Genomic DNA, 15,166 nt, shown 5'->3' with positions numbered 1-15,166 from the left:
GTAGCGGCAGGCCCGTGGGCGGGCGTCCCGGCGCGCGGCGTGAGCGCGCATGCGGACCGCTGTCTCCGCGCGCCGGGCGTGTCAGACGCCCCGCAGCGCGGCGACGGGTTCGATGCGGGCAGCACGGCGCGCGGGGTACCAGCCGGATCCCCAGCCGACGATCGCCCCGAGAACGGCGCCCGCGATCGCGACCAGCGGATCCGTGACCGGGGTCCATCCCTGCACGACCGCCACGACGATCACCGCGACGACCCCCACGGCGGCCCCGATGAGCCCGCCGATGAAGCCGATCACGATCGACTCGACCGTGAACTGTGCGCCGATCTGACGACGGGTCGCCCCGAGAGCACGGCGCAGACCGATCTCCCCCACGCGCTCCATCACCGACAGAAGGGTCACGTTCGCGATGCCGAGTCCGCCCGCGAGCAGCGCGATGACCCCGAGGATCAGGAACACCACGTTCACGTCCGCCTGCACGCTCTGGCTGAGGTCGGAGGATCCCGACGGCGCTCGCGCCTGCAGCGTGTCGGGCTCATCCGGCTGCAGGGCGATCACGGCCTGCTCCGCGACCTGCGGTCCGGCTCCCACCGAGATCCGGATGTCGAGCTCCGACGGCGCGGCGAGGCCGAAGTCCGCGCGCGCGGAGCCGGTGGGCACGATCACGGCATCCTGCAGCTCGCTGCGCCGCTCCATGTCGTCAACGATGCCGATGACCGCGTACGCGACGCCCGCGATGAACACGGACGGCTGCGAGTCGACGCGATTGATCCCCATGCGCTCGGCGGCGCGCTGGCCCAGGACGGCCACCCGATCCGCGCGCGCGTCGTGCCCGGAGTCGAAGACGCGTCCCGTGACCAGGGTCCCCTGCGTCGTGTCGAGCAGCTCGGAGGAGGCGCTGAACAGGCGAGGCGAGGCGACGGCGGCCGCCGACGGATCGTTCACGGGCACCGCGGTGATCGTCTCGCCCTCGGCCAGCTCGACCTCCGCGAGCAGGGTCGCACTCTCGACGCCGGCGAGGCGGGCCACCCGCTCCGGCGCATCCCAGGGCAGCCGCCCCGCCGCCACGCTGGAGTTCTGCGACCCCGCCTGCGCGGTCGCGGCCGACACCACGACCCGGGTCGCGGCGGCGCCGTCGAACTGGCTCGCGATCTGCGCGGCGGCCGTCTGCGCGAACCCGATGGTCGCGACGAGCGAGGCGATCCCCAGCACGGTGCCCAGGATGGTCATGACCAGGCGCGCCGGTCGAGAGCCGATGTCCGCGGTGGCCTCGGCGATCAGGTCCTGGACGGTGAAGCGGTCGGCGTGGGCGACAGCCGGGACGAGCGGCGTCTCCGCTGCTTCGCCCGGGGCGTCCCCGTCCCGTCCGCCGTCGGCATCCCGCTCCTCCTCCAGGGTGCGCCCGGTGCGCCGGCCCGGGACTGCCAGCCGCCTCACAGCTCGCTCAATCGGCCGTCGGAGATGCGGATGCGCCGACGCGCCCGGCGGGCGACGCCGTCGTCGTGGGTGATCACGATGAGGGTCAGTCCGTCGTCGTTCAGCTCTTCGAACAGCGTCATCACCTCGCCGGAGGTGGTCTGGTCGAGGTTGCCCGTCGGCTCGTCGGCGAGCAGCATCCGCGGACCGCTCACGACGGCGCGTGCGACCGCGACCCGCTGGCGCTCACCCCCGGAGAGCGATCCGGGGAGGAAGTCGATCCGGTGCGAGAGGCCCACGCGACTCAGCGCGTCGCGGGCCCGGGACTCGCGCTCGCGTCGAGGCACGCCGCTGTAGAGCATCGGCATCAGCACGTTGTCGAGCACGCTGCGCCGCGGCAGGAGGTGGAACGACTGGAACACGAAGCCGATGAATCGCGCTCGAGCGGCGGCGCGGTCGTCGTCCGAGAGATCGCCGGTGAGCGCGCCCGCGAGACGGTACTCGCCGACGCTCGGTCGATCGAGGAGTCCCAGGATGTTCAGCATCGTCGACTTGCCCGAGCCGCTGGGGCCCACGATCGAGAGGTAGTCCCCCGCAGCTACCGTCAACGAGGCGCCCTTGAGCGCCTGGACCTCCGGCGGGCCGGGGAACGACCGCGTGATGTCGCGCAGCTCGATCAGCGGCGCGACGGCATCCGCCGCGGTCACTCTCCGACCACCACGAGATCGCCCTCGTCCAGCTCGCCCTCGATCGGCGTCACCTCCACCGCGCCCTTGGCGGCGAGACCGGTCTCGACGACGACCATGCGGGTCTCCGCGTCCTCGCCCTCCCGAGGATCCGAATCGACGACCTCGACGCGCGACTCCCCGCCCGGCCCGGCCGTCAGCGCGGCCAGCGGAACCGAGAGCACGTCGCCGTCCGTCGCGCCGACGGCGATCCGCACTCGGACGTTGCTGCCCTGCAGCTGACTGATCTGGTCGGGCGTGAGGGGGTCCGGTTCGAAGAGCACGTCCCATCGGGCTTTGCTGTCCTTGCCGGGGGTGAGCTCGGAGACGACCGCGCGGTGCTCCGTGCCGTCCGGCAGCTCGAAGGTCGCCACGGCGCCCACCTCGAGAAGGCGTGCATCGGCCTCCGCCGCTGCGCCGGTCAGACGCACGGTCGCGCCGGAGACGGTCATGACGGCCCCCGATATCGACGTCCCTCGCGCGACCTCGACGGCGTCGACGCGGCGCGGCAGCTCGGTGAGGAAGAGCACCTCGCTCGCGGGCAGGTACGGCAGCACGCTCTGCCTCGCGCTCTCCAGCGCCTCGGCTGCGGAATTTACCTGCGCGCGGGCCGTATCGAGCGCTGCCCTCTCCGCACCGGTGTTCCTGGCGGCCCAGAGCTGGTCGCGCTCGAGGCGTGCCGTCTGCAGATCCCACTCCGCCTGCTGCACGCTCGTGCCCTCGACGCCGTTGCGCGCGTCGGCGAGTGCCTGCTCGGCCTGAGCGACCCGCACATCCGCCTGCCACCCCTCCAGGGCGGTCGGACCGGCCCCCGCGGCGGTGAGCGCCTGCTGCGCCTGCGCCACCCCGCTCTCCGCCGAGCGCACGCCCTCCTCGGCGGATCGCACCGCATCGGCGGCCCCCTCCTCCGGAGCGGGCAGCGGATAGCCCGCCTGGGCATAGAGCTGCCCGAGACCGTCGGCCGTCGCCTGGTCGAACCGATCGGATGCCACGTCGCCGGCGCCGATGCCCACACTGACCAGCGCCTGCTTCAGCTGCAGGACGTCCGGGCCCGACACGCCCATGCGGAGCGTGCGATACGCGGGCAGCTCCCCGGGGAGCACGATCACCGGACGCCCTTCGACCTCCAGCGCGATCGACAGCGGAGCGAGAGTCGCGCCGACCTCGGGCACCGCGCCGGTCACGACGCTGCCGCCGCCGGTCGTGTCGATCGTGACCTCCACCGCGTCGGCATAGCCGACGTCGGCCCGGAGCGTGACGTCGTTGCTCAGCGATCCGAACTCGACGGGAACCGTCACGAGCCCGGGGTCGGGGGTCTCGGAGGCATCCGCAGGCGCGATGAGGAACCTGCCGGCCAGGAGCCCGATGACCAGGCTCGCGACCGCGCAGAGAGCGACGATCCAGAGAGTGCGGTTGCCCCGCACGATCCGGCCCCATCCGCTCACCCGGGAGGTGTCGACCTCGTCACCCGCGAGGTCGCCGTCGGGGTCGACGGCGGCGGGAAGCAGTTCCTCGGGAAGTTCTGTCGTCGTGGTGGCGTCGTCGTCCTTCATGTCAGCTGTTCTGCTCGGCGGCGGCCTTGAACGCCTCGAGGTCGGCCTTGTTCTCGGCGATGAACTTCTCCTCCAGCGCGAACTGGATCTCGAGCGACTTCTTCGTGTACGACGTCTCCGCCCGGCATCCGAGGTCGACGATGGCGAGCTCGATCTCCCGCTCGCCCAGGGCCTTCATCTCGGGGCTCGTGCTCGGGTCCTCGAATTCCGCCGCCTCGGGGTCGACCTCGGTCGTCCCGTCGCCGTAGGCCGCATCGAAGAGCGCGCTCTGCTCGTCCGAGATCGACTGCTGCGCCTCCATCTGCGTGGCGAAGCCCGGCTCGCCGCCCTCGTCCATGCACGCGGCCCACGCCGCGTTCAGCTCCGCGTACTCCGGAGCATCCTGCAGAGAGGTCCACAGCTCGTCCATCTTCGTGCGCAGCTCGGCGAACTCGTCGGCCTGCCAGGGGTCCTCCCCCTGCAGCTCGTGCTGAGCCCAACCCTGGCAGCCCGCGTCCTCCCAGCTGTATTCGTAGCTGCCGTCCTCCGCGAGTTCGTCCTCCTCGGGGGGAACCCCGTAGGCGGTCTCGTAGAACGCGGTCTGCTCGGACTCCGAGAGCGACTGGACGTACTCGGCGTTCGGGTCGACGTACTCCTCGGAGGACTGCTCCTCCGTCATGTCGTTGTACGGGTTGTTCACGATCCCGTATCCGTACTTCTCGACCCACTCCTTCTCGTCGGGCTCCCACGGGACCTCGTCGTCCGAGAAGACGATGCCGCCGCTCTGCAGGTTCGGCGTGTACTCGAACCCCTCGTCGGCCATGCACTCCGCCATCAGCTCCTCCTGCTGACGCTGCTGCTCCTCGAACTGCTTCTGCTGCTCCTCCTGCGAGAGATCGCCGCCGTAGGCCGACGACAGGTACTTCGTGAGCGGCGAGTCCTCGTAGTCGAGGTCGGCATCGCCGGAGCCGGAACAGCCGGCAAGCACGAGGGCCAGAGCGGCTGCCGTGCAGACCGCGAGAGGACCGGTGGAACGCATGTCGTACTCCTTCGTCGCCGACGCCCAGAAGTCAGCTGTCCCGAGTAACAGTAGGGGGGCGAGCCCGTTCTTCGCGTCCCCCGAACGGCCGACACGGATGCTCCTCGGATACCTCCCGGGGATGATGAGAAAGCTCGCGGCGACGGCTAGCGAGCCCGCGGGTGGGACGTCGCGTAGATGTCGCGGAGGGCGTCGACGGACACATGCGTGTAGATCTGCGTCGTGGCCACCGACGCGTGTCCCAGCAGCTCCTGCACGACGCGGACGTCGGCCCCGCCCTGCAGAAGATGGGTCGCGAAGGAGTGGCGCAGCGTGTGCGGCGACACCTCCGCGGTGATCTGCGCGAGGTCCGCCGCGGCACGGATGACCAGCCACGCGCTCTGCCTCGACAGCGGCGCGCCGCGCGCTCCGAGGAACAGTCGCGAGGAGGCCCGGCCCTTCGCCGCGAGGCTCGGCCGCACCCGGGTGAGATAGGCGTCGACCGCGTCACGGGCGTACGAGCCGACCGGGACGATGCGCTCCTTCGATCCCTTGCCCCGCAGCCGCAGCACCTCGCCGTGCGCGAGATCGTCGACGTCGAGCCCGACCGCCTCGGACACGCGGGCGCCCGTCGCGTAGAGGAGCTCCAGCAGCGCGCGATCGCGGATGCCGATCGGGTCGTCGGCCGACGGGGCGCCCAGCAGTCGCTCGACCTGATCGATGGTCAGAGCCTTCGGCAGCCGCCTCGGAGCCTTCGGCGGACGGAGTCGGCCGCTCGGGTCATGGTCCTCGATCCCCTCCCTGGCGAGGAACCGGTGCCATCCGCGGACCGACGACTGCAGCCGCGCGAGACTCGTCGCCGCCGGAGCCGGGTCGGCGCCGGAGCGCTCCGCGATGAAGCGGCCGATCACGGACGGCGTGATCGCCGCGGTGTCGGTGATGCCCTCCTGCGTGAGCCACTCGAGGTACGCCCCGAGATCGCGGCGGTAGGCCGCGATGGTGTGGTCGCTGAGGCCGCGCTCGATCGTGACGTGGCGCAGGTAGGTGTCCAGCGCACGATCGAGCTGCACCGGCTACTCCCCCGCGCGACGCCGTTCGGCGGCGAGGAGGCCGATCGCGAGCAGCGCGTTGTGCATGCGTCCTCCGAGCACCGCGTCGACGGCATCCGTCAGCGGCATCCACTCCACGCGGATGTCCGCCTCCTCGTCCTCGCGGGCATGGGCGTCCGCGAGGGCGGACAGACCGGTCGCGACGAAGAAGTGGACGATCTCGTTGCTGCCCCCGGGGGTCGCGAACGTCGTGACCAGCGGTTCCCAGTGCGCGGCCGCGAGATCGGCCTCCTCGGCGAGCTCGCGCTGCGCCGCGAGAAGAGGCTCCTCGCCCTCGACGTCGAGCAGCCCGGCCGGCAGCTCCCAGTCGCGGTGGCGGATCGGATGCCGGTACTGCTGGATCAGGAGCACACGCCCGTCGTCGTCGATCGCCACGATTGCGACCGCGCCGGTGTGATCGATGTACTGACGGACGATCTCGCCCTCGCCGTAGCGGACCCGGTCGGAGCGCACGTCCCAGACGCGTCCCTCGTACACGAGGTCGCTCGCAAGGACCTCCGGCTCGAACGGCTCGTCCTGAAGACCGTGCGTCACCGTCACGCCTCTTCGACGTCGAACAGCTCGCTGGCGCGGTGGCGCTCGATCGCGGCCCCCACCAGACCACGGAACAGCGGGTGCGGGTCGGTCGGACGCGAGCGGAGCTCCGGGTGGGCCTGCGTGGCGATGTAGTACGGGTGCACGTCGCGCGGCAGCTCGACGTACTCGACGAGGTCGAGCTCGGGGTTGAGGCCCGAGAACACCAGCCCCGCCTCGGAGAGACGCGCGCGGTAGGCGTTGTTGACCTCGTAGCGGTGCCGGTGGCGCTCCGAGACCTCTGCGGCTCCGTACACCTCGCGCGCCAGCGAGCCCTCGGCGAGTGCGGCCTGGTAGAGACCGAGGCGCATCGTGCCGCCCAGATCGCCGCCGTCGAGGATCTCCACCTGCTCAGCCATCGTCGCGATGACCGGCTCGGTGGTCTCGGGGTCGAACTCGCTCGACGACGCGTCGGCGATCCCGGCGACGTCTCGGGCGTACTCGATCACCATGCACTGGAGGCCGAGGCAGAGGCCGAGGGTCGGAATGCCCTGCTCGCGAGCGAACTTCAGCGCGCCGAGCTTGCCCTCGATGCCGCGGATGCCGAAGCCGCCGGGCACGCAGATGCCGTCGAGCGCGCCGAGCTGCTCCTTGGCGCCCTCGGGGGTCTCGCAGCGGTCCGACGGGATCCAGCGGATGTTGACCTTCGTCTCCTGCGCGAAGCCGCCGGCTTTGAGCGCCTCCGTGACCGAGAGGTAGGCGTCGGGGAGGTCGATGTACTTGCCGACCAGACCGATCGTCACCTCGTGCTTCGGGTTGTGCACGGCGTGCAGCACCTTGGACCAGCGCGTCCAGTCCACCTCGTCCGCGGCCTTCTGGTCGAGACCGAGGCGACGGACGATGTACGAGTCGAGTCCCTGATCGTTGAGCGTCGACGGGATGTCGTAGATGCTCGGGAGGTCAACCGTGTTGATGACTCCCTCGGCGTCGACGTCGCACATCAGCGCGATCTTGTTGCGGTTGCTCTCGCTGACCGGGCGATCGCTGCGGAGGACCAGCGCGTCGGGCTGGATGCCGACCTGACGCAGCGCCGCGACGGAGTGCTGCGTGGGCTTGGTCTTCTGCTCTCCGGACGCGCCCATGAACGGGACGAGCGACACGTGCACGAAGAACACGCTGTCCCGTCCGAGCTCGTGGCGGAGCTGACGTGCGGCTTCGAGGAACGGCTGCGACTCGATGTCGCCGACCGTGCCGCCGACCTCGGTGATGATGACGTCCGGACGAGGATCCTCGGTGGCCTGCAGACGCATGCGGCGCTTGATCTCATCGGTGATGTGCGGGATGACCTGCACCGTGTCGCCGAGGTACTCGCCGCGGCGCTCGCGGGCGATGACCTGCGAGTAGATCTGGCCGGTCGTGACGTTGGCGGCCTGCGACAGGTTGATGTCGAGGAAGCGCTCGTAGTGGCCGATGTCGAGATCGGTCTCGGCGCCGTCGTCCGTGACGAACACCTCGCCGTGCTGGAACGGGTTCATGGTGCCGGGGTCGACGTTCAGATACGGGTCGAGCTTCTGCATCACGACGCGGAGTCCGCGGGCCGTGAGGAGGTTGCCCAGGCTGGCGGCCGTCAGTCCCTTGCCCAAAGACGAGACGACACCGCCAGTCACGAAGATGTGCTTCGTGGTGAATGAGCGCTGCTCGGTGTCGTTCTTGGGTCCCGCGGAAGAAGAGTTCATCACGGGCTTCGATCCTATCAGGCGGCGGAGGTGCCGAGGCTGAGAAGTTCTCGGGCATGGGTCAGCGCGGCGTCGGAATCGGTGAGTCCCGAGAGCAGTCTGGCCATCTCCGCCTCCCGCTCCGCCCCGTCGAGACGGCGCACACTCGACGCGGTGACGGCGCCGTCGTGGGATTTCACCACGGAGAGGTGGTTCGTCGCGAAGGCCGCGACCTGCGCGAGATGCGTCACCGCGATGACCTGCGACTTCTCTGCGAGCCGGGCGAGTCGTCGTCCGACCTCGATCGCGGCAGCGCCGCCGATGCCCGCGTCGACCTCGTCGAACACGAAGGTCGGAACCGGGTCGGTGCCGGCGATCACGACCTCGATCGCGAGCATCACACGGGAGAGCTCTCCGCCCGAGGCGCCCTTCGCGACGGAGCGCGGCTCGGCTCCGGGATGCGGAGCGAGGAGGATCGCGACGTCGTCGCGTCCGTGGGTGCTCTCGGACCCGGCCGACACGGACACCTCGAGCCGCGCGTCGGGCATCGCGAGGGCGTGCAGCTCCTCGCTGACGGCATCGCCGAGGCGCACCGCCGCGGCCGTCCGCTCGGCGGTGAGGGCGGCGGCCACGGCATCGAGTTCCGACCGTGCGGTCGCGCGCTGCTCTTCGAGGCGCTCGAGTCGGTCTCCGTCGTCGTCGAGCTCGGCGAGACGCGTCGATCCGGTGCTCCACAGCTCGAGCGCGTCGTCGAGCGTGCCGTGCGCCCTGATCAGCGCGCCGAGCGCGGCGCGACGCTCCTCGACCGCGGCGAGCTCGTGGGGTCCGGACTCGTCGAGATCGGCGAGGTATGCCGAGAGCTGACCGGCGATGTCGGTGACCCGATAGCCGATGTCCGCCAGCGCCTCGGAGAGATCGGTGAGCGTACGGTCGGGGACGCGCTCCAGAAGGCGTCGCGACTCGGCGAGCAGAGCCGTCACATCGGGCTCGCCCTCCTCGTTCGACAGCGCGCCGTGGGCGAGGGTGGCCGCCAGGCGCAGCTCCTCCGCGTTCGCGAGGCGCTCGGCACGCGCCGCGAGCTCGACGTCCTCCCCCGCTTCGGGCGCGGTGGCCTCGATGAGCGCGAGCGCCTCGCGGAGACGGGAGGCCTCCTCGGCACGGCGGTCGCGATTATCGGTGATGTCGGCGATCTCGGCGTCGAGCTCCCGCCAGCGGGCGAACGCGGTGCCGTAGGCCTCGAGGGCCGCGGCGATCGGCGCACCGCCGAAGCGGTCGAGAGCATCGCGCTGGGCAGCGGAGGATCGCAGGCGCAGCTGCTCGGACTGACCGTGCACGACCACGAGCTCCTCCGCGAGCGCGGAGAGGACGCCCGCCGGCGCCGCACGTCCGCCCACGCTCGCCCTGCTCCGCCCCTCGGCGCTCAGCGTGCGGGAGACGTAGAGCTCGGCGATGCCGGAGCCTGCGGGTTCGAGCTCGCCCCCGGCGTCCGTCACGATGTCGGCGACCTCACCGGTCTCCGGCACGATCCACACGCCGGCGACCGACGCCTGCGCCGCTCCTGCGCGCACCGCGCCGGAGTCCGCGCGCTGGCCGAGCAGGAGTCCGAGACCCGTGACGACCATCGTCTTGCCCGCACCCGTCTCGCCGGTGATCGCGGTGAACCCGGCGCCGAGGGGCAGGACGGCGTCGGCGATCACGCCGAGGCCCTGCATCCGCATCTCCTCGATCATGCGCTCGCCCCCTGTCCGCGCCACCCGGCGACCGGCAGCTGGAACTTGCGCACCAGTCGGTCGGTGAACGCCGTCGGATGCAGCCGGGCGAGCCGCACGGGTCGCGACGAGCGCCGCACGACGACGCGCGCCCCCGGCGGCAGATCGTGCGAGCGTCGGCCGTCGCACCAGAGGATGCCGGATCCCGAGGTGCCCTCGAGCATCTCGATCGCGACGGCGGCGTCGGGACTCACGACGAGCGGCTTCGCGAACAGGGCGTGCGCGGAGAGCGGGATCACGGCGATGGCCTCGACGCTCGGCCAGATCACCGGCCCGCCTGCGGAGAAGTTGTAGGCGGTCGACCCGGTGGGGGTCGACACGACCATCCCATCGCATCCGAAGCTCGACAGCGGACGGCCGTCGATCTCGAGCACCACCTCGATCATGCGCTCGCGGCTGGCCTTCTCGACCGTCGCCTCGTTGAGGGCGAACGTCTCGTAGACCACCGCACCGTCGACGTCCTTGACGCGGACGGACAGGGCGAGGCGCTCCTCGACCTCGTAGTCGCGGTCGATCACTCGACGCACCGCCGCGTCCATGTCGTCGCGGTCGATCTCGGCGAGGAAGCCGACGTGACCCATGTTGATGCCGAGCACGGGGGCGGCGCAGCCGCGCACGAGCTCCGCGGCGCGCAGGATCGTTCCGTCTCCGCCGAGCACGATCGCCAGCTCCAGCTCGTCCTGCCGTACCGAGTCGCCGAGCACGTCGACCGAGCCGAACCGCGGGTCGACCGCGCGGAGGTCGGCGCTGTCGTCGCCGGCGAGCACCGGACGCGCACCCGAGCCGCGGAGGGACTCGATCACGCGCCACGCGGCCGCCACCGTGTCCTCGCGGCCGGCGTGGGCGACGACCAGGATGTTGCGCTCGTTCATCGTCCCCCTGCCAGTGCATTGATGCGGTCCGACCATTCTGACGGATCACTCCCCCGGCCCGGCGCGAGATGCACCAGGTACTCGGAGTTGCCATGCGTCCCGAGGATCGGAGAGGTGAGGATGCCGAGCATCCCGAAGCCGGAGTCCCACGCGCTCCACACCACGCGTGCCACGGCATCGGCGCGGGTGGCCGGGTCGGTGACGAGGCCGCCGCGCACGGCGGTGCGGCCGACCTCGAACTGAGGTTTCACGAGCAGGACGACGTCGGCGTCCGGGGCGGCGACGACCGCGACCGCGGGGAGCACGAGCTCGAGAGAGATGAACGAGAGATCGCCGACGATGATGTCGGGCGCTGCGGATTCGCCGGTGACGTCGGCGAGGTTCTCCGGTGTCATGTGCCGCACGTTGTAGCCCTCGACGGAGACGACGCCCGGATCTGCGGCCACGGCGGCTGCGAGCTGCTCGTGCCCGACGTCGACCGCGAGCACTCGGCGCGCCCCGCGCTCGCGCAGGACCTGCGTGAAGCCCCCGGTGGACGCCCCCATGTCGAGCGCCAGTCGCCCGTCGGTGCGGATGCCGAAGGCGTCCAGTGCCGCGATCAGCTTGTGCGCTCCGCGGCCGACGTAGTGGTCGACGCCGGCGACCGACAGCTCGGCCGTATCGTCGATCCGGGTCGAGGACTTCACCACCGGACGGCCGTCGACGCTCACGAGGCCGTCGGCGATGAGGGTCGCTGCATGGGTGCGCGAACGAGCGAGTCCCCGCGCGGCGAGGGCGGCGTCGAGTCGGGTCATCGGGGACCCGGGGCGTCGCGCTGGTCGAGTCTCGCGCCGCTCTCGAGGCGGCGGGAGAGCTCGTCGTGCAGCCCGGAGTACGCATCCGCCCGGGCGGCCAGCGGCTGCCCTTCGATCAGACGCAGGCGACTCCACAGACCGTCGGTCGGTGCGTTCGTCGTCTCATCGCTCACGTACCTACTGTACGGGGCGACGGTGACAGGATGACGGTGCCACGGCGGCGGCACGGCCGCCCCGAGTCACGGACGATGGAAGGGATCGTCGTACAGGCGCTCCGGCACCCGCAGCACGAACACCGGCGTGCCCGACGCCCAGATCGCCGCTGCTCCGGCGCGCAGGAGGTCGATCTGCGACTCGCCCTCCGCGAGGATCTCGACATCCGCACCGGTGACCCGCACCGACGCGCCGTTGACGGAGTGCACACCGTCTACGACCGTGACCTGGGGATACGGCTCGTGCAGCTCCCGGAGATCGCTGAGGATGTACGTGGGACGCGAGCCCTCAGGCGCCGCGAGGACGTGTTTCGGGCGATCGATGCCCGTCAGCACGAGGGCCGAGTCGATACCGGCGCGAACCGCACCGAGGATGTCGGTGTCGAGACGATCGCCGATGAAGAGCGGGGACCGGGCGCCGAAGCGCGCCATCGCCTCCTCGAAGATCGGGACCTCGGGCTTGCCGGCGACGGTCGCCAGTCGCCCGATCGCCGTGTGCACGGCCGAGACGAGCGTGCCGTTGCCCGGGGCGACGCCGCGCTCGCGCGGAATGGTCCAGTCGGTGTTGGTGGCGATCCACGGGATGCCGCCCTCGTCCTCGGGCACCTTCAGCGCGAACGCCGCCTCGGCGAGATCGGTCCAGGCCACCTCGGGCGCGAAGCCCTGCACGACGGCATCCGGAGCGTCGTCGGCGCTGCGGGTCACCGTATAGCCGGCCTTCTCCGCCTCGTCGACGAGTCCGTCTCCCCCGACGATGAGAAGCGTCGCGGGCGGAGGCACGATCCCCGCCAGAAGCCGCATCGCGGCTTGCGGGCTCGTGATCACGTCGGCCGGAGCGACATCGAGGCCGAGACTGCTCAGATGCGCCGCCACAGAGGCATCCGTGCGCGAGGCGTTGTTCGTGATGTAGCCGAGCCGCGCTGAGCCGGCAGCCGCGTTCAAGCTCTCCACCGCATGCGGCAGCGCTCCAGGACCCGCGTACACCACGCCGTCGAGATCAGCCAGGACGGCGTCGACCCCGTCGAGCGGCGTGCGCAGCGCGGGCTTCTTGGAGAACAGCCCCACTACGCCTCCTTCGAGGGGTCGGAGGACGTGGGGGTCTCGGAAGCGGCCGCGCTCTCGGTGGCGTCGTTTTCGTCGGTGTCGACGTCATCTTCGCCGAGGAGCTCACGGACCTCGTCGTCGATCGAGTACTCCGGCTCGGACTCCTCCGCGCCGGTCTCGGTCTCGGCGTCGGCGTCGGAGTCGGCGCCGGGGCCGGCGATGCTGTCGGCGTCGGTGTCTGCGTCGGTGTCTGCGTCGGCGTCGGTGTCTGCGTCGGCGTCGGTGTCTGCGTCGGCGTCGGTGTCGTCGAAGCCTTCGATGAGGCCGTCCTCGATGATGATCTCCTCGTCACCGGCGTCGTCGACGCCCAGTGCCTCGGCAGCGACCTCCGCACGATGAGCCCAGAACTCGGCCTCGTCGGTGCGGCCGAGGTCTTCGAGCACCGCCGCACGGGCAGAGAAGAGCGCAGGGCTCCACTCGAACGCGCGGTCCGGGTCGAGCTCCGGGATCTCCAGTTCGCCGAGCGCGAGCTCGAGGTCACCCTGGTCAAGGCGTGCCCCTGACATGGCGATGGCGAGGGAGACGCGCACCGGCGTCGTGAGCGTGGCACGGTCGACGGCACGGCCGGTCTCGAGCGCGCGGTCCGGGCGTCCGATGCCGCGCTCGCTGTCGACCATCAGAGCGATCTGGTCGTCCTTGCCCGAGATGCGCCGGTAGGTGCGCAGTTCACGCAGGGCCAGCGCGAAGTCCTCGGTGGCGTATGCGGTGATCCCGAGCGTCTCGCGGACGATCGCGATGCGCCCCGCACGACGGGATGCCGCCAGGGCATGCTCGTGCGCCAGGGCCGGGTCCTCGTCGATGAGACGGGAAGCCATTGCGAGGTGGCGCGCGACCAGGTCGGCGTTCTCCTTGCTCAGCGTCTTCAGCTCGTTGCGAGCCGAAGAGTGCAGGTCCCGCGCCGTGACGTCGTCGGGGATGTGCGGGTCGTTGAAGCGCGGGCGGTCGCCCGATGCCTGAACCGGGCGCTCGCGGCCGGCTCCCCCGCGCTGCGGGTACGAGCGCGTCGACTCCCGGCGCGGCGCGCCACCATCGCGGTTGTCGCGGTTGTCGCGGTTGTCGCGGTTGTCGCGGTTGTACCCACCCGAGCGGGGTGCGCCGCCGTCGCGGTTGTACCGGCCTTCGCGACGCGGTGCACCACCATCTCGGTTGTCGCGGTTGTACCCACCGGAGCGGGGTGCCCCGCCGTCACGGTTGTACCCACCCTCGCGACGCGGAGCGCCACCATCGCGGTTGTACCCACCGGAGCGCGGAGCGCCGCCGTCACGGTTGTACCCGCCTTCGCGACGCGGAGCGCCACCATCGCGGTTGTACTCACCGGAGCGGGGTGCCCCGCCGTCACGGTTGTACCCACCCTCGCGACGCGGAGCGCCACCATCGCGGTTGTACCCACCGGAGCGCGGAGCGCCGCCGTCACGGTTGTACCCGCCTTCGCGACGCGGAGCGCCACCATCGCGGTTGTACCCACCGGAGCGGGGTGCCCCGCCGTCACGGTTGTACCCGCCTTCGCGACGCGGAGCGCCACCATCGCGGTTGTACCCACCGGAGCGGGGTGCCCCGCCGTCACGGTTGTACCCACCCTCGCGACGCGGAGCGCCACCATCTCGGTTGTACCCGCCCTCGCGACGCGGAGCGCCACCATCGCGGTTGTAGCCACCTTCGCGACGCGGCGCGCCACCATCGCGGTTGTACCCACCGGAGCGGGGTGCGCCGCCGTCGCGGTTGTCGCGGTTGTACCCACCGGATCGCGGAGCGCCGCCGTCACGGTTGTACCCACCCTCGCGACGGGGAGCGCCACCATCACGGCTATATCCACCGGAACGGGGTGCGCCGCCATCTCGGCTGTATCCGCCCTCGCGACGCGGAGCGCCACCATCACGGTTGTACCCACCCTCGCGACGGGGAGCGCCACCATCACGAGAGTCGCGGTTGTAGCCGCCGCGGTTCTGGGCGGGGCGAGCACCGGAAGGTCGGTCTCCGCGCTGTCCTCTGTCGTCGTTGCGACGCGGACGGCGCTCTTCCTCTTCCGGCATGATGCTCCTCGATATCAGTGTCTGTAAACGCAAAATGGCCACCCAACGATGGGTGGCCATTTTGTCTAAAAGGAGTCCGGCGGTGTCCTACTCTCCCACAGGGTCCCCCCTGCAGTACCATCGGCGCTGTGAGGCTTAGCTTCCGGGTTCGGAATGTRACCGGGCGTTTCCCTCACGCTATGGCCGCCGAAACACTATTGATGTTTCAAATCGTGCATAACAAAAAGATTTTGGTATGCGGTTCTCGACCGTACATCGAGAACCACTCAGTGGACGCGTAGCACCAACAAACGGGGTGTTATCAAGTCATCGGCTTATTAGTACCAGTCAGCTGCACACGTTACCGTGCTTCCACATCTG

Annotated in this window: 13 protein-coding genes and 1 rRNA gene; all 14 read right to left on the bottom strand. The window is 70.7% G+C overall.

The window, feature by feature from the left end; translation table 11 throughout:
• Positions 1–81 precede the first annotated feature (81 nt).
• Positions 82–1,434 (bottom strand): ABC transporter permease, encoded by a 1,353-nt coding sequence (locus A4X16_RS02030; protein ID WP_442922896.1) that lies wholly within the window; start codon positions 1,432–1,434, stop codon positions 82–84.
• Positions 1,431–2,120, bottom strand: a complete 690-nt coding sequence (locus A4X16_RS02025) for an ABC transporter ATP-binding protein (RefSeq protein WP_067115652.1) — start codon at positions 2,118–2,120, stop codon at positions 1,431–1,433. The genes A4X16_RS02030 and A4X16_RS02025 overlap by 4 nt, the downstream gene beginning before the upstream one ends.
• Complete coding sequence (locus A4X16_RS02020; protein WP_082914214.1) at positions 2,117–3,691, bottom strand: hypothetical protein; 1,575 nt, start codon at positions 3,689–3,691, stop codon at positions 2,117–2,119. Before A4X16_RS02020 ends, A4X16_RS02025 begins: the two co-directional genes overlap by 4 nt.
• A gap of 1 nt (position 3,692) precedes the next feature.
• On the bottom strand, positions 3,693–4,709 hold the full coding sequence (locus A4X16_RS02015; RefSeq protein WP_067115651.1) for a hypothetical protein: 1,017 nt from the start codon (positions 4,707–4,709) through the stop codon (positions 3,693–3,695).
• Between the two features lie 146 nt (positions 4,710–4,855).
• Positions 4,856–5,758 (bottom strand): site-specific tyrosine recombinase XerD, encoded by a 903-nt coding sequence (xerD, locus tag A4X16_RS02010; protein ID WP_067115649.1) that lies wholly within the window; start codon positions 5,756–5,758, stop codon positions 4,856–4,858.
• 3 nt (positions 5,759–5,761) lie between these two features.
• On the bottom strand, positions 5,762–6,331 hold the full coding sequence (locus A4X16_RS02005; RefSeq protein WP_231880236.1) for an NUDIX domain-containing protein: 570 nt from the start codon (positions 6,329–6,331) through the stop codon (positions 5,762–5,764).
• 2 nt (positions 6,332–6,333) lie between these two features.
• Positions 6,334–8,046, bottom strand: coding sequence for a CTP synthase (locus A4X16_RS02000; RefSeq protein WP_067115645.1), 1,713 nt, complete (start codon positions 8,044–8,046; stop codon positions 6,334–6,336).
• 17 nt (positions 8,047–8,063) lie between these two features.
• The gene (gene recN, locus A4X16_RS01995; protein WP_067115642.1) at positions 8,064–9,755 is read right to left on the bottom strand and encodes a DNA repair protein RecN; all 1,692 of its coding nucleotides are present in this window, start codon (positions 9,753–9,755) and stop codon (positions 8,064–8,066) included.
• A complete protein-coding gene (locus A4X16_RS01990) occupies positions 9,752–10,666 on the bottom strand; it encodes an NAD kinase (protein WP_067115639.1) in 915 nt (304 codons plus the stop codon). Before A4X16_RS01990 ends, recN begins: the two co-directional genes overlap by 4 nt.
• A complete protein-coding gene (locus A4X16_RS01985; protein ID WP_067115636.1) occupies positions 10,663–11,460 on the bottom strand; it encodes a TlyA family RNA methyltransferase in 798 nt (265 codons plus the stop codon). Before A4X16_RS01985 ends, A4X16_RS01990 begins: the two co-directional genes overlap by 4 nt.
• Positions 11,457–11,633 carry a hypothetical protein gene (locus A4X16_RS17990; RefSeq protein WP_197491745.1) on the bottom strand — a complete coding sequence of 59 codons (177 nt, stop codon included), beginning with the start codon at positions 11,631–11,633 and terminating at the stop codon, positions 11,457–11,459. The genes A4X16_RS01985 and A4X16_RS17990 overlap by 4 nt, the downstream gene beginning before the upstream one ends.
• 66 nt (positions 11,634–11,699) lie before the next feature.
• Positions 11,700–12,737, bottom strand: coding sequence for an HAD-IIA family hydrolase (locus A4X16_RS01980; RefSeq protein WP_067115634.1), 1,038 nt, complete (start codon positions 12,735–12,737; stop codon positions 11,700–11,702).
• The gene (locus tag A4X16_RS18200) at positions 12,737–14,806 is read right to left on the bottom strand and encodes a hypothetical protein (RefSeq protein ID WP_231880235.1); all 2,070 of its coding nucleotides are present in this window, start codon (positions 14,804–14,806) and stop codon (positions 12,737–12,739) included. Before A4X16_RS18200 ends, A4X16_RS01980 begins: the two co-directional genes overlap by 1 nt.
• A 74-nt stretch (positions 14,807–14,880) precedes the next feature.
• A 5S ribosomal RNA gene (gene rrf / locus A4X16_RS01965) occupies positions 14,881–14,997 on the bottom strand.
• Between the last annotated feature and the right edge of the window lie 169 nt (positions 14,998–15,166).

Origin of the sequence: Microbacterium sp. H83 (genome assembly GCF_001650405.1) — a bacterium.
Taxonomy (GTDB): domain Bacteria; phylum Actinomycetota; class Actinomycetes; order Actinomycetales; family Microbacteriaceae; genus Microbacterium.
Note: the sequence above shows the minus strand (reverse complement) of the source record. Positions and strands in the feature narration are given on the sequence as shown.

What these genes read in the sequence shown, in the direction of transcription:
- A4X16_RS02015 (WP_067115651.1), bottom strand. Translation starts at nt 4,709, where the DNA reads ATGCGTTCCACCGGTCCTCTCGCGGTCTGCACGGCAGCCGCTCTGGCC.
- A4X16_RS01990 (WP_067115639.1), bottom strand. Translation starts at nt 10,666, where the DNA reads ATGAACGAGCGCAACATCCTGGTCGTCGCCCACGCCGGCCGCGAGGAC.
- A4X16_RS01985 (WP_067115636.1), bottom strand. Translation starts at nt 11,460, where the DNA reads ATGACCCGACTCGACGCCGCCCTCGCCGCGCGGGGACTCGCTCGTTCG.
- A4X16_RS18200 (WP_231880235.1), bottom strand. Translation starts at nt 14,806, where the DNA reads ATGCCGGAAGAGGAAGAGCGCCGTCCGCGTCGCAACGACGACAGAGGA.
- recN (WP_067115642.1), bottom strand. Translation starts at nt 9,755, where the DNA reads ATGATCGAGGAGATGCGGATGCAGGGCCTCGGCGTGATCGCCGACGCC.
- A4X16_RS02020 (WP_082914214.1), bottom strand. Translation starts at nt 3,691, where the DNA reads ATGAAGGACGACGACGCCACCACGACGACAGAACTTCCCGAGGAACTG.
- A4X16_RS02000 (WP_067115645.1), bottom strand. Translation starts at nt 8,046, where the DNA reads ATGAACTCTTCTTCCGCGGGACCCAAGAACGACACCGAGCAGCGCTCA.